Annotated in this window: 13 protein-coding genes; 7 read left to right on the top strand and 6 right to left on the bottom strand. The window is 71.8% G+C overall.

What is annotated here, in order from left to right:
- The first annotated feature begins 159 nt into the window (after nt 1–159).
- Genes E1285_RS24425 through E1285_RS24415 form a run of 3 tightly spaced genes read left to right on the top strand, consistent with a single transcriptional unit; the run spans nt 160 to nt 3,536 of the window.
- Entirely contained in the window at nt 160–1,380 is a 1,221-nt protein-coding gene (locus E1285_RS24425; protein WP_243723016.1) for a helix-turn-helix domain-containing protein, read from the top strand.
- Between the two features lie 32 nt (nt 1,381–1,412).
- The gene (locus E1285_RS24420; RefSeq protein WP_132155920.1) at nt 1,413–2,018 is read left to right on the top strand and encodes a TetR family transcriptional regulator; all 606 of its coding nucleotides are present in this window, start codon (nt 1,413–1,415) and stop codon (nt 2,016–2,018) included.
- Nucleotides 2,019–2,078: 60 nt separating this feature from the next.
- A complete protein-coding gene (locus E1285_RS24415) occupies nt 2,079–3,536 on the top strand; it encodes an aspartate aminotransferase family protein (protein WP_132155918.1) in 1,458 nt (485 codons plus the stop codon).
- A 10-nt stretch (nt 3,537–3,546) separates the two neighbouring features.
- Here the strand turns inward: E1285_RS24415 and E1285_RS47555 are convergent, their stop codons facing one another.
- Nucleotides 3,547–5,487 (bottom strand): serine hydrolase, encoded by a 1,941-nt coding sequence (locus E1285_RS47555; RefSeq protein WP_243723015.1) that lies wholly within the window; start codon nt 5,485–5,487, stop codon nt 3,547–3,549.
- A gap of 251 nt (nt 5,488–5,738) precedes the next feature.
- On the opposite strand from E1285_RS47555, the gene E1285_RS24405 reads away from it, so the two are divergent.
- On the top strand, nt 5,739–6,158 hold the full coding sequence (locus tag E1285_RS24405) for a CBS domain-containing protein (RefSeq protein ID WP_132155916.1): 420 nt from the start codon (nt 5,739–5,741) through the stop codon (nt 6,156–6,158).
- Between the two features lie 84 nt (nt 6,159–6,242).
- Here E1285_RS24405 and E1285_RS24400 read toward each other — a convergent pair whose 3' ends face one another.
- Nucleotides 6,243–7,400, bottom strand: a complete 1,158-nt coding sequence (locus tag E1285_RS24400) for an aminotransferase class V-fold PLP-dependent enzyme (protein ID WP_132155914.1) — start codon at nt 7,398–7,400, stop codon at nt 6,243–6,245.
- 125 nt (nt 7,401–7,525) lie between these two features.
- On the opposite strand from E1285_RS24400, the gene E1285_RS24395 reads away from it, so the two are divergent.
- The gene (locus E1285_RS24395) at nt 7,526–9,433 is read left to right on the top strand and encodes an ABC transporter ATP-binding protein (protein ID WP_132155912.1); all 1,908 of its coding nucleotides are present in this window, start codon (nt 7,526–7,528) and stop codon (nt 9,431–9,433) included.
- Between the two features lie 109 nt (nt 9,434–9,542).
- Here E1285_RS24395 and E1285_RS24390 read toward each other — a convergent pair whose 3' ends face one another.
- Genes E1285_RS24390 through E1285_RS24380 form a run of 3 tightly spaced genes read right to left on the bottom strand, consistent with a single transcriptional unit; the run spans nt 9,543 to nt 10,667 of the window.
- Nucleotides 9,543–10,001, bottom strand: a complete 459-nt coding sequence (locus E1285_RS24390; RefSeq protein ID WP_243723014.1) for an SRPBCC domain-containing protein — start codon at nt 9,999–10,001, stop codon at nt 9,543–9,545.
- Entirely contained in the window at nt 9,998–10,306 is a 309-nt protein-coding gene (locus E1285_RS24385; RefSeq protein ID WP_132155910.1) for a metalloregulator ArsR/SmtB family transcription factor, read from the bottom strand. Before E1285_RS24385 ends, E1285_RS24390 begins: the two co-directional genes overlap by 4 nt.
- Nucleotide 10,307: 1 nt before the next feature.
- Complete coding sequence (locus E1285_RS24380) at nt 10,308–10,667, bottom strand: VOC family protein (protein WP_132155908.1); 360 nt, start codon at nt 10,665–10,667, stop codon at nt 10,308–10,310.
- 194 nt (nt 10,668–10,861) lie between these two features.
- On the opposite strand from E1285_RS24380, the gene E1285_RS24375 reads away from it, so the two are divergent.
- Complete coding sequence (locus E1285_RS24375; RefSeq protein WP_279510089.1) at nt 10,862–11,776, top strand: DUF5996 family protein; 915 nt, start codon at nt 10,862–10,864, stop codon at nt 11,774–11,776.
- 180 nt (nt 11,777–11,956) lie between these two features.
- On the opposite strand, the gene E1285_RS24370 is transcribed toward E1285_RS24375, so the two are convergent.
- On the bottom strand, nt 11,957–12,676 hold the full coding sequence (locus E1285_RS24370) for a DUF6882 domain-containing protein (protein WP_132155904.1): 720 nt from the start codon (nt 12,674–12,676) through the stop codon (nt 11,957–11,959).
- Between the two features lie 102 nt (nt 12,677–12,778).
- Between E1285_RS24370 and E1285_RS24365 the strand changes: the two genes are divergently transcribed.
- Nucleotides 12,779–13,699, top strand: coding sequence for an NADP-dependent oxidoreductase (locus E1285_RS24365; protein WP_207946781.1), 921 nt, complete (start codon nt 12,779–12,781; stop codon nt 13,697–13,699).
- Nucleotides 13,700–13,702: the final 3 nt, after the last annotated feature.

The following is a 13,702-nucleotide window of genomic DNA, read 5'->3' as shown; positions in this document are numbered from 1 at the left end:
CCCTGTACCGCTCCACTCCCACCACCCGCCCGCCCTGCCACTCACCTGGGTGACAAGCGTCCCGGCGCAATGCGTAGCCGGTGGTGCAGCCCCGGATGTTCCGCCGTCGGTAGCTTCCGTGGAGGCCCCGTACGCCGACGGGGGCGGGAGGTGGGAACGGTGACCACGACGCTTGGCGAGCGCTCGCCACTGAAGCCCTGGGCCGGTGTCCCGAGTGAGCTGTCCGACATCTTCCGGCCCCATCTGGACGCTCTCGCCGAGGAGATGATCGAGGAGATCCTCGCCGGGATCCCCGAGTACTCCCGCCCGCAGGACGAGGAGTACGCGCGGCTGGTGCGGCTGGCCGTCGAGGGCGCGCTGCGCCAGTTCACCGACCTCATCATGGACCCGGAGAGCTCGTGGGAGCCGGTCGCCGCCGTCTACCGGGAGATCGGCTGGGCGGAGGCCCGCGAAGGCCGCAACCTGGACATCCTGCAGACCTCGCTGCGGCTCGGCGCCCGCGTCGCCTGGCGCCGGCTCGCCGCCGAGTCGGAGCGGTACAACATCTCCCGCCGCACGCTCGCCTCCATCGCCGAGGCCATCTTCGCGTTCCTGGACGAGATCGCCCGCGCCGCCACCGACGGCTACACCAAGGCCCGCGAGCAGGAGGCCGGTGAGCTGGAGCACCGCCGCCGGCGGCTGCTGGACCTGCTGCTCGCCGAACCGCCCGCCGCCCCGCAGGCCATCGCCGGCCTGGCTCGCCTCGCGCAGTGGCACGTCCCCCGGACGGTCGCGGCGGTCGTCCTGTACGAGCGGCGCCAGCAGCCGTTCTCGCATCCGTCGCTGCCGCCCGACGTGCTCGCCGACGTGAACCGCCGGGAGCCGTGCCTGGTCGTCCCCGACCCGGAGGGGCCGGGGCGCGGCCGGATGCTGGAGCCGGTGCTGCGCGACTGGGTCGCCGCCCTCGGCCCGACCGTCCGCGTCGAGGAGGCGGCCAAGTCGCTGCGCTGGGCCCGCCAGGCGCTGCCGCTCGCGCGCCGCGGCATCCTGCCGTCCGACCGGCTGATCCGCTGCGCCGACCACATGCCGGCGCTCGTCATGTTCAAGGACGAGGAACTGGTCCGGACGGTCGCCGAGCTGCGTCTCGCGCCGCTGAAGGCCGTCCGGCCGCGGCATCGCGAGCGGCTGATGCGGACGCTGCTGGCCTGCCTGCAGAACGGGTTCAACGCCACGGAGGTCGCGAACCGCCTGCACGTCCACCCGCAGACCGTCCGGTACCGGCTGCACCAGCTGGAGGAGCTGTTCGGCGAGCGGCTGCACGAGCCGGAGACCCGGCTGGAGATGGCGATGGTGCTGACCGTGTGGCTCACCGCGCCCGAAACCTCTCAATCAAACGATTGACCAGGGTTTGGAGGACCGCCTAGCTTGAGGGTATGACCAGCAGTGATACCGCGAGCGAGCGTATCCTCGGCGCCGCCACCCGGCTGTTCGCCGCGCTCGGCTACGACGGCACCTCCACCCGCATGATCGCGGAGGCGGCCGGGCTCAACGTGGCCACCGTGGCCTACCACGCCGGCGGCAAAAGGGATCTGTACCTCGCCGTCATCGAACGCGCCCACCTGGCCGAACGCGCGCTTCTGGAGGACGGGGTCGCCCAGGTCGGCGACGCGGAGTCGCTCCTCACGCTCGTAGACCGCTACGTCGACTTCTGCGCGGAGAATCCGGAGGTGCCCGCGCTGTGGATGCACCGGTGGCTCTCGGACGCCGCCGACGTCGCCGACCTCGAGGAGCGGTTCGTCCGTCCGCTGGTGGACCTGGTCGCCGAGGCCGCGCGGAAGGTCGTGTCCGCCGACGTCGACATCGAGTACGTCGTGTGGACGGTCGTCTGGTGCACCCACGGATTCGGGTCCGGCGGCGTCCTGGGCGCCGACGGGCGGCGGCGAGGCCTCGACGACCCCCGCGAGCTGGACCGGTTCCGCGCCCACATGCGCCGCCTGGTCTCCACCCTGATCGGGCTGCCCGGCCGGGACGCCCGATGACCGCCGGGACGCCCCTCCGGCCGACCGCTCTCCGACGACGCAGTGAGGAACCACGCCGCCATGCCCGCTGAGCACCCCTCCGACCATCCGCCCGCCCCCGCGGCCGCCCTTCCCGAGGCAGGCCGTGCGCCCGGAGAGCTGCTCGCGGAGCTCGCGCGCCTGCGGGACGCCGACCTGCCCGTGCGCGGAGGCCAGGTCACCGCCTACGTCTACGACACCGGACGCGAGGCCGTGCACGACCTCGCCGCGACCGCCTACCTGGAGATGCTGGAGGTCAACTGCCTCGACCCGACCGCGTTTCCCAGCATCGTGGCCCTGGAACGCCGGATCGTCGCCGCCGTCGCGGACAAGCTCGGCGGCGGTTCCGGTGTCTTCACCAGCGGCGGAACCGAGTCGATCATGCTGGCGGTGAAGTCGGCCCGGGACGCCCGCCCGGTCAACGGGAAACCCCAGATCGTGCTGCCGGCGACAGGGCACCCGGCGTTCCACAAGGCGGCGCACTACCTGGGCATGGAGGTCGTGCAGGTCCCGGTCGACGCGTCGTTCCGCGCCGACCCGGCCGCGACCGCCGCCGCCCTCACCCCCCGGACCGTCCTCGTCGTCGTCTCCGCCCCCTCCTACCCGCACGGCGTCATGGACCCGGTCCCGGAGATCGCGTCGATCGCCGCCTCCGCGGGCGTTCCGTGCCATGTGGACGCGTGCGTCGGCGGGTGGGTCCTGCCCTGGCTGCGGGACGCGGGACGGGATGTCCCGCCGTTCGACCTGTCCGTGCCCGGCGTGACCTCCCTCTCCTGCGACCTGCACAAGTACGGCTACTCGCCGAAGGGGGCCTCCGTCGTCCTGTACGCGGACGAGGCGCTCCGCCGCCGCGCCTACTTCGCCGCCGCGGAATGGCCCGGCTACACCGTCATCAACGCGACCGTCCAGAGCAGCAAGAGCGCCGGCCCGCTCGGCGCCGCGTGGGCGACCCTCAACGCGATCGGCGCGCAGGGCTACCGCGACCTCGCCGAGAACGCGATGAAGGCCGCGGAACGCCTCATCGCGGGCGTCGCCGACATCCCCGGCCTGCGCGTGCTCGGCGAACCCGTCGCGCCGCTGGTCGCCGTCGCGTCCACCGATCCCGCCCTGGACGTGTTCGTCATCGCCGACGAGGCCCGGTCACGCGGCTGGTTCTTCCAGCCCCAGCTGTCCTACCGGGGCATCCCGCCGAACCTGCACTTCACGCTGACCGGCGTCAGCGACATCGAGCCGCTGCTGGCCGCCCTCGCCGACTCCGCGAAGGCCGCCCGCGGCGCGGGGCCGCCCGACGTCCCGTCCGGACTGGCGGACGCCCTCGCCGACCTCGACCTCGACAGCCTCGACGACGCCGGGTTCGCCGGGCTCCTCGCGTCCGTCGGCGTGGACCTGGCCGGAGGCGGCGAGCCGGAGATGGCCGTGGTGAACACCATCCTGGACGCCCTGCCGCCCGCCACCCGCGAGGCTCTGCTGATCCGCTTCCTGTCCGCCCTCTACGCCTGACGCCGGGAACTCAGCTGAGGCGGATCAGCCGCTTGACGAGGGACGGCCCGTCCAGCTTCTGGGCGAGTTCCAGCGGCACCAGCGCCGCGCCCGCCTTCAACGCGCCGACCTGTGCACCGGAGCCCGCCTGGTCCGGCGGGTCGCCCTCGACGCCGACCGGCACGGTCAGACCGGGCCAGCCGACGACGGTGACCGGCGACGCGGCACGCAGCGGCGTCTCGCCCCCGAGGCCGTCGTCGACCCGCGCGACCCTCGCGCCCTGCGGCGCGAGGGTCGCGGCGACCATCGCGTTCTCCGCCGCGACGACGATCCGCTCCGCCGTGGCGACGGCGCCCGCCGCCGCCGAGGCGTCCTGCCCCAGCACCGCGCCCAGGATCAGGGTGTTCACGCCCTGGACGCCGTTGCGCGCCGCGAACACGAAGTTCCCGCCGGCGGCGTCCGTGTACCCGGTCTTCCCGCCGATGACGCCGTGCCGCCCCAGCAGGTAGTTCCCGCCCTGCCGCGGCGGCCCGCCGTCGTCCGGCACGTACGTCGGCTGCTTCACGATCTCGGCGAAGGCGGGGACCTCCATCGCCGCCCGCAGCAGCTTCACCTGGTCCGCGGCCGTGCTCACCGTCCGCTCGTCGTAGCCGCTCGGATCGGTGTACGTCGTGGCGGTCATCCCCAGCGACCTGGCGGTCGCGTTCATCTTCGCCACGAACGCCTGATCGCTCCCGGCGTCCCACCGCGCGAGCTCGTGCGCCACGTCGTTCGCCGAGATGACCATCAGGGCCTCCAGCGCCTTGCGCTGCGTCAGCCGCTGGTTCGCGGTCACCCCGAGGATCGACTCCCCGCGCTGCCTGCGCATCGGGATCTGCGCGGCGGCCTGCGGCGACACCGTCAGCACCGGCCCCGCCTCACCCGGCTTCAGCGGGTGCGCCTGCAGATACACGTACGCCGTCATCACCTTCGCGACGCTCGCCGTCGGCACCGGCGCGGACCCGCCCGACGAGCCCATCGTCCCGAGCCCCTCCACGTGGACGACCGCCTGCCCAGCCGACGGCCACGGCAGCGCCGGGGCCTGCCCCGGGAACGCGTGGCTGGACGTGATGCCCAACTCGACGGCCGGCTCGGGGACCGGCCGCACGAGCTGCCCGGTGACGACCCCGGCGACCAGCACCAGCGCCGCCAGGAGCACGACGAGGCCACGCCGCCCCGGCTCGGCCTTCTCCTCTTCCGCCGGAGTCGGCGCCGCCGGGGGAGCCATCCCGTCCCAGGGCACACTCCACGGCCCCGGCGCCCGCACGACCGCATACTCCTGAGAACCCACGCCCTGGGATGGTGTGCTCTGAGGCGGTGCGGCCTGTGGTGAGGCGGCCTGTGGTGAGGCGGCCTGCGGTAGGGCGGCCTGCGGTAGGGCGGCCTGTGGTGGGGCGGCTTGGGCCTGTGGGGGTGCGGTCTGGGTTTGAGCGGGGTGCGGGGCTGTGACCTGCGCCGGGGCGGCTTGCTGTGGCGATTCCTCCTGCGGAGTGGCGGGCTGCGGTTCTGCGGGCTTGGAAGGCAGGACGGGGAGGCGCTCGACCCGCGTCGGCCCGGTGCCGTCGGTGCGGGGTGCGTCCTTCTCGCCGTTGGTGTCTTCCTCGCCCGTGGAGTCGTCGTCCCCTTCGGGGGCGGTCGTCGCGGAAGCGGCCTCGGCGTCTTCAGGCTCTTCGGCGTCGGGGGGTTCTTCGGAGGCTTCCTCGGCGGAGTCTTCTTCCGGGGGCTTCGGGAGCTTGACGTACCAGGGGCCCGCCGGGGGAGAGGCGGGTTCCTCGGACGCGTCGTCCTTCGGCTCGGCGGAGCGGCGGAGCGGGATGTCCGGTCTGGTCAGGTCGACCTTCGCCGGGATGCGGAACTCGGCGGTGGCGGTGCGGGCGGGGTCGCGCTCGCCCCCGGTGCCGGACTTCACCGGCTCCCGCTTGGCGTCGTCCACGGCCCGACCCTCCTCGACTGGTGCCTCCAGGCAGACGGAGCGGTCCTCCCGTCGAACCCCCGTGCATATTGAAGGATGCGCAGTTTATCGAGAAGGTTCGCGTGGATTCGCAATGCCGCGCGGATGTCGCGCCCCGGGGTGAGCCCCATGTCACCGCCTTCCGGGACCGCGTGATGAGTGAGGCCGCTTCTGCCGGGTACGCGACTGATCCGGGCCCCAGAGACGACCCACGAGGCTCAAGGAGCTGAGCGATGGCTACGAAGATCCGCGAAATCATGACCGGTTCCCCGACGTCGGTGTCCCCGGAACTCGACCTCGTGACCGTGGCCCGCGCGATGCGCGATGAGGACATCGGCACCGTGCTGGTGGCCGACGGGGATGACCTGGTGGGGCTCGTCACCGACCGAGACCTGGTGATCCGCGGGCTCGCGATGGGCGGTGACCCGACGCAGCTGAACATCGGCGGGATCGCGAGCAGCGCGACCGCGACCGTCGGGCCCGACGACTCGCTGGACAAGGCCGCGCAGATCATGCGGGAGCGGGCCGTGCGGCGGCTCCCGGTCATCGAGGACGGCCGTCCGGTGGGCATCGTGTCCCTCGGCGACCTGGCGATGGAAAGGGACGAGGTGTCGGCGCTCGCCGACATCAGCGTCGCCCGTCCGAACACCTGACCCCGGCCAGGGCGCGTTCGGTGGCTCCCGCCGGTGCCCATCCCCCGGCCGCCGGACGCGCCCCCTGCGGGGACAGTGCGTGGATCAGGGCAGGACGGCCAGAAGCCGGTCCAGTTCGTCGTCGGTGTTGTAGTAGTGCACGGAGGCCCGCACAGCCGCTGGAATGGCGTGCGGGTCGTATCCGTGTGCGATCGGCGTCGCGACGTTGATGTTGATGTCGCGTTTCCTGGCCGCTTCCTTGATGTCGGCGGGGTCGTGGCCGTCCACGGTGAACGTGACGATGCCGGACGGCCGTTCGCCCTTGTCGAGCACGGTCGTCTTGGGCCGGGCGGCCAGTTCCGCCCGCAGCCTGGCCGCGAGGTCCTTCACACGTGGCTCGATCTCCGCGATCCCCAGGTCGGCCGCGTAGTCGGCAGCGACGCCCAGTCCGATCTGCCCGGCGACATACCGTTCCCAGGTCTCGAAGCGCCGCGCGTCCTCGCGCATCTCGAATCCGTCCGGGGCCCTCCAGGTGGCGGCGTGCAGGTCGAGGAGGGGCGGTTCCAGTGTCGGGATGATCTGCCGCCGCACGTACAGGAACCCGGTCCCCCGCGGGCCCCGCAGGAACTTGCGGCCGGTCGCCGACAGCATGTCGCAGCCGATCTCGCCGACGTCCAGGGCGAGTTGCCCGAGCGACTGGCACGCGTCCAGCAGGTAGAGGACGCCGTGCTCGCGGCAGAGGCGTCCGACCTCGGCGGCGGGGTTGATGAGCCCATTGTGGGTGGGGATGTGGTTGAGCGACACCAGGCGGACATTGCCCTTGGTCAGTTCGGCCTCCAGCGCGTCCAGTGAGAGCGTCCCGTCGGCCTCGTCCGGGACGACTTCCACGCTCACGCCTTTGGCCGCCGCCACCTGCTGGTAGGCGATGGCATTGCTGGAGTACTCGCTCGTCGTCGTGAGGATGCGGTCGCCTTCGGCGAAGGGGACCGCGTAGAACGCCAAGTCCCAGGCGCGGGTGGCGTTCTCGACGTAGGCGATCTCGTCCGCGCGTGCGCCGATGAGCCTCGCCACAGCGTCATAGAAGCGTTCGATGGCCGGCGCGTTCAGTTCCGCCGCCTCGTACCCGCCGATCGTGCTCTCCAGCGCGAAGTGCTCCGTGACGGCGTTGATCACGGGACGCGGCGCCAGCGCCGCACCGGCGTTGTTGAGGTGGGCCACTCTCGCGCAGCCGGGGGTGTCGGTCCGGAGCCTCCCGATGTCCACGTGCCCGCCTTCCCTCTGAAAATGTCGTACCCCCGCGCGACCCTGGGCACGGGTGGCGACTTGACCTCAACCTTCATTGAGGTCGCATGCTTGCTCTTCCAGGCTAACGATCAACGGGGTTCGTCATGGACATGGAAGTCACCGCGTGGATGTCGTTGCACAACGCCATGAACGCGCAAGACAGCAGGCCCTTCTCGAAGGCGACGCTGCGCCGCATCGGCCGGTTCGCTCGTCCGCACAGACGGCTGCTGGCCGTGTTTCTCCTGCTCAGCGTGGTGATGGCAGTCCTCGCGGTGGCGACCCCGGTGCTGGCCGGGCAGGTCGTCGACGCGATCGTCGACCAGTCCTCGACGTCCACCGTCGTCTGGCTCGCCGTCGTGATCGCCGTCCTCGCACTGGCCGAGGGTGGCCTCGGTCTCGCCAACCGGTGGCTGTCCGCCCGCATCGGCGAGGGGCTCATCCTCGACCTGCGCACCGCCGTCTTCGACCACGTGCAGCGCATGCCGGTCGCGTTCTTCACCCGGACCCGCACCGGCGCGCTGGTCAGCCGCCTCAACAACGATGTCATCGGCGCCCAGCGCGCCTTCAGCGACACCCTTTCCGGCGTGGTCAGCAACCTGGTGACGGTGCTGCTCACCTTCGCCGTGATGGTCCGCATCTCATGGCAGATCACCCTGCTGGCGCTGGTCCTGCTGCCCGTCTTCGTCCTCCCGGCCCGGCGGATGGGCTCCCGCCTGGCGCGCCTCGAACGCGAGGCCGCCGCGCACGACGCCGCGATGAGCACGCAGATGACCGAGCGCTTCTCCGCGCCCGGGGCCACGCTGGTGAAGCTGTTCGGCCGCCCGAACCGCGAGTCCGCCGAGTTCGCCGCCCGCGCCCGGCGCGTCCGCGACATCGGCGTCCGCACGGCGATGGTGCAGCACGTCTTCATCACCGCGCTCACGATGGTGTCCGCCCTAGCCCTCGCGCTCGTCTACGGGCTCGGCGGCTTCTTCTCCCTGCGCGGCGGCCTCGACGCCGGCGCGGTCGTCGCCCTCGCCCTGCTGCTCACCCGGCTCTACGCGCCGCTGACCGCCCTCGCCAGCGCCCGCGTCGAGGTGATGAGCGCCCTGGTCAGCTTCGAGCGCGTCTTCGAGGTCCTCGACCTGAAGCCGCTCGTCGCCGAGAAGCCCAAGGCCGAGGTCGTCCCGGACGGTCCCGTCTCCGTCGAGTTCGAGGGCGTCCGCTTCGCCTACCCGTCCGCCGACAAGGTGTCCCTGGCCTCGCTCGAAGAGGTCGCCACCCTCGACACCCGCGGCGGCGTCGACGTCCTGCACGACGTGTCGTTCCGCGCCGAACCCGGCCAGATGGTCGCGCTGGTCGGCTCGTCCGGCGCCGGGAAGTCGACGATCGCCCAGCTCGTCCCGCGGCTGTACGACGTCGACTCCGGCTCGGTCCGCCTCGGCGGCGTCGACGTCCGCGACCTGTCGTTCCAGGGCATCCGCGACACGCTCGGCATGGTCACCCAGGACGGGCACCTGTTCCACGAGTCGATCCGCGAGAACCTCCTCCTCGCCCGCCCCGAGGCCGCCGAGGAGGACCTCTGGGACGTGCTGCGCCGCGCCCGCCTGGAAACCCTGATCAGGGACCTCCCGGACGGGCTCGACACCATCGTCGGGGAACGCGGCTACCGGCTCTCCGGCGGCGAGCGCCAGCGCCTCACCATCGCCCGGCTCCTCCTCGCCCAGCAGCGCGTGGTCATCCTGGACGAGGCCACCGCCCACCTCGACTCCACGTCCGAGGCCGCCGTCCAGGAGGCCCTGACCGAGGCCCTGGACGGCCGCACCGCGGTCGTCATCGCCCACCGCCTCAGCACCGTCCGTGCCGCCGACATGATCCTCGTCGTGGAGGAGGGCAGCATCGTCGAGCGGGGAACCCACGAAGAACTTCTCGATGTGGGCGGCCGCTACGCCGAGCTCTACCGCACCCAGTTCGCCGACCAGCCGGGCAACCCGCCCCTCGACCCCGAGCAGCCACTGGAACCCGTCGGCTGATCCGGCCCCGTGGTCACTGGCTCGTGGTCGCTGGCCGGTGGTCGCTGGCCGGTGGTCATTGGCCGGTGGTCGCTGGCGGGGGCCACTGGAAGGTCGTTGCTGGAAGGGGTCACTCGATCTCGGTGAGCGTGTGCAGGAGGACGCGGATGACGTTCGTGCGCCATCCGCTCCCCATGCCGCGGAAGGCGAACTCGTTGGCGGGGTCGTCCAGGTCGAAGCCCGCGTGCTCGATGAACAGGCGGGTGCCGTGCCCTTCGGGGACGAGCCGCCAGGTCACCGTCGTGTCGAGCCCGCCGCCGCCCCAGCTGATGCGCAGCAGGCGCTCCTCGTCGATGTCGAGGACCTGACACGCGATCGTCCCGTCGAACCCGGCGTTCGGGATCGGCTTCGTCGCGAACGTGAAGCGGTGCCCGGTCACGGCCTTGAAGTCGTTGGGCATCAGCCAGCGGGCCAGCAGTTCCGGCTCGGTGAGCGCCCGCCACACCTTGCGGGGCGGATGCGGCAGGAACTCGTCCACCTCGATCGCCGCACGTGCGTCGCCCATGTCGCCCTCCGCGTCGCGTGTCATCGGTCGTCCTCCTCGTCCAGCAGTTCGCGCAGATCGGAGAGCCTCTCCCGCCAGAACCGCTCGTACGGGCCGAGCCACTCCGACAGTTCCCGCAGCGGACCCGCCTCCAGCCGGTAGAGGCGCTGCCGGCCGCTGCGCTGCTCGCTGACCAGCCCGGCGTCCCGCAGGACCTTCAGGTGCTCGGAGACGCTCGGGCGGCTCATCGCGAAATGGGACGCCAGGTCGTTCACCGGCTGCGGCCCATCCAGCAGCAGTGCCGTCAGCTCCCGCCGGACGGGGCTCGCGAGTGCGGCGAAGACGTCCATGTCAGCGCTCGGCGAGGACGATGCCGTTGCCGTCCGGGTCGGTGAACGTGGCCTGGCGCCCCCAGGGCAGGTCCTGCGGGCCGTCGACGTCGACACCGGCGCGCCGCAGTTCCGCGCAGTCGGCGTCGAGTCCGGTGGTTTCCAGCATCAGCCCTTGGACGCTCCCCGGCGCCAGGCCGGGCAGATGATCGGCGAGGACGACGTTCGTCGCCGCGCCCTTGGGGGCGAGCTGGAGCCAGCGGATCGGCCCGGCGTCGCCGTCCGTCACCACCTCGAATCCGAGCTTGCCCGCGTAGAAGTCCTTGGCGGCGTCCTGGTCGGACACCGGCAGGGTCAGCAGCCGCACATGCGTGATGTTCATGCCGCCGACAATACGTAGGAGGACGCCTACGTGTCAAACGTAGGAACTTCCCTACGCGTAAATTCTGGGAGGCGAGCTCGGCCGATTGGGGGATGGCGCCGGGGGCATGATGATCCGGAGATGGGCCGGCGCTCCCGGACCGGGGGCTTTGTTCGAAGGGAGCCGCGTTGGCGGATCATGAGGCATGGCCACGTTTGCGCGTCGCAGACTGGGCCGCGACCCGGGACACGCTGCACATGTGGACGCAGATCGTCGGCAAGATCCGGCTGGTCCACGCGCCCCTGGTGAACCACTGGTGGCAGGTCACCCTCTACCTCAGCCCGCGCGGCCTGACGACGTCGGCGATCCCGTACCGCTCCGGGGCCTTCGACATCGAGTTCGACTTCGTCGAGCACCGCCTGCACATCCGGGGCAGTGACGGCGACGACCGTGAGGTGCGGTTGCGGCCCATGACGGTGGCCGACTTCTACTCGCGGACGATGCACGCCCTCGGCGAGATGGGGATCGAGGCGGACATCCAGGCGCGCCCCAACGAGGTGGAGCCGTCCGTGCCCTTCGCGGAGGACGAGCAGCACGCCTCGTACGACCCCGAGGCCGCCCATCTGTTCTGGCGCCAGCTCCTCCAGGCGGCACGGGTGATGGGCGAGTTCCGGTCCCGCTTCGTCGGAAAGGTCAGCCCCGTGCACTTCTTCTGGGGCGCGATGGACCTCGCCTGCACCCGGTTCTCCGGAAGGGACGCTCCGAAGCACCCCGGCGGAGCCCCCAATTGCGGGGACTGGGTGATGGAGGAGGGCTACTCCCGTGAGCTGAGCAGTTGCGGGTTCTGGCCCGGCGGCGGCGAGGAGGGGGCCTTCTACGCCTACGCCTACCCCGAGCCGGACGGGTTCGCCGACCATCCGGTGGGGCCGTCCGCGGCGTACTACAGCAGGGAGAACGGCCAGTTCCTGCTGCCGTACGAGGCGGTGCGCACCGCCCGGGACCCGGACGCGGCCCTGACCGAGTTCCTACAGACCACCTACGAGGCCGCGGCCGAGCATGGGCACTGGGACCGGGCCGCCCTGGAGGCCGACCCCCACCGGTGGGCGCCACAGCGCAAAACGAACGATTGACGGACACAGTGAAGGAGGATGCAGGGCGGTTCATGGAGGCGCGCCGACGAGGTGGCCGTGTTGGTGAACCAGGACACGCTGAGTTCGGTCAGCAACTGGTTCGGCGAGACCGCGTACCTGGCACCGTCCTGCATCTGCGCCTGCAGGCGCGACCGGGCCGCTGTGGTCCGCGGTGCGTGGTCAGGTGCCGTTCGGTGCTGACAGCGTGGCCTTGATGTTGGCGATCCGGTTGTACTGGTCGAAGTCGATGGTGGCTCCGAAGCCAGGCCCGGTGAGGGAGAACTGCATGTAGTCGGCGCTGAACTGCGAGCCGAGTCCCCGGCGCTGTGCGTAGCTGTGCACCGCGCGCCGGTGATCGGTCATCCGGAGGCCGGCGAGCCCCTGCTGGAGGACGCGCATGACGCGTGCCGGTTCGGGCGGGGGCAACTGGAAGTCCGGGTGTTCGATGAGGAACGCGGCACGGGTGCCGCCACCGGCGTCGCCGTTGTAGGAGGTCCAACCGCCGGTGATGGCCTTGGCGGCATCGGTGAGAGACGCGGCGGCCACGGCCGCCTCGCCGGGTGAGCCGGGCAGTGCGTGGAAAGGAACCTCCGCGGAGGTGAGTTCGGCGATGCCGTGCCGCTGCCCGAATTCACGCAATGTCGCCGACAGCGCGGTCACCTGCGCCGGGAAACCGGACGGGTTGGCCCAGGCCCACAGCCACGATCCCGGGCCGGGGGCCGCGCTGCCGAGCAGGTGGAAGCCGGTGCAGGCGAGGGGACGGCTACCGGTGAACTCGAAGCGCTGCTGTTGCAGGTCGACGTTCCAGCTGTGGTCGCCGAGGACTTCTTCGAGGTGCAGTTGGTGTTCAAGCGAAAGGAACGCCGGCGGGCGGAAGGTGCCATCGGAGGCGGTCCGCACCGCCCCGGACCCGGACGCGGCCCTGACCGACCGCGAAGGCCGGTCGGCGACGCGTGGACGCCGCGCGTGTTTAGGTGATCGGTGCGGTGGCAGGGTGGGGGCATGCGTGCTGTCACCTATGACTCCTTCGCCCCGGACAACTCGCGCCTGAAGGTCGGTGACGTCCCCGAGCCCAAGGTCGGCCCGGGGCAGGTGCTGATCGAGGTGCGCGCGGCCGGGGTCAACCCGGTGGACTGGAAGGTCATGGCCGGTGGCCTTGACGGGATGATGGACGCCGTGTTCCCGGTCATCCCGGGCTGGGACGTCGCCGGAGTGGTGCGCGGGCTCGGCCCCGACACACCGGAGTTCGCGCCGGGCGACGAGGTCATGTCCTACGCGCGCAAGGACGCCGTCAGCGCGGGGACGTTCGCGGAGTACGTCGCCGTGTCGGCGGACGATGTCGCGCGCAAGCCCGCCTCGCTCGACTGGAACCAGGCCGGCGGGCTGCCGCTGGCGGGGATGACCGCGCAGCGTGCGCTGGACCGCATGGACGTCGGCCCGGACGACGTGCTGCTCGTCCACGCGGCGTCCGGCGGCGTGGGGACCTTCGCCGTCCAGATCGCACGTGACCGGGGCGCCCGCGTCATCGGCACGGCCTCCGAGCCGAACCACGGCTACCTGCGCGAACTCGGCGCCGAACCGGTGACCTACGGGGAGGGCCTGGCCGACCGCGTCGGGGAGCTGGCGCCGGGCGGCGTGTCCGCGGTCGCCGATTTCGCCGGCGGCCAGCTCGACACCACGCTGTCGGTCCTGCGGCCGGACGGGCGCCACGTCTCCATCACCGAGAACGAGGTGGAGAAGCACGGCGGGCACTGGATCTGGGTTCGTCCGTCCGGCGCCGAGCTCGCCCGGCTGGCCGCCCTCGCCGACCGTGGCGCGCTCACGGTCGAGGTGGCCGGCACCTATTCGCTGGACCAGGTGGGCGACGCCTTCGACGCCAGCCGCGCCTCCCACACGCGCGGCAAACTCATCATCGTCCCCTGAGGA

The organism is Actinomadura sp. 7K507, assembly GCF_004348425.1.
Classification (GTDB): domain Bacteria; phylum Actinomycetota; class Actinomycetes; order Streptosporangiales; family Streptosporangiaceae; genus Spirillospora.
Note: the sequence above shows the minus strand (reverse complement) of the source record. Positions and strands in the feature narration are given on the sequence as shown.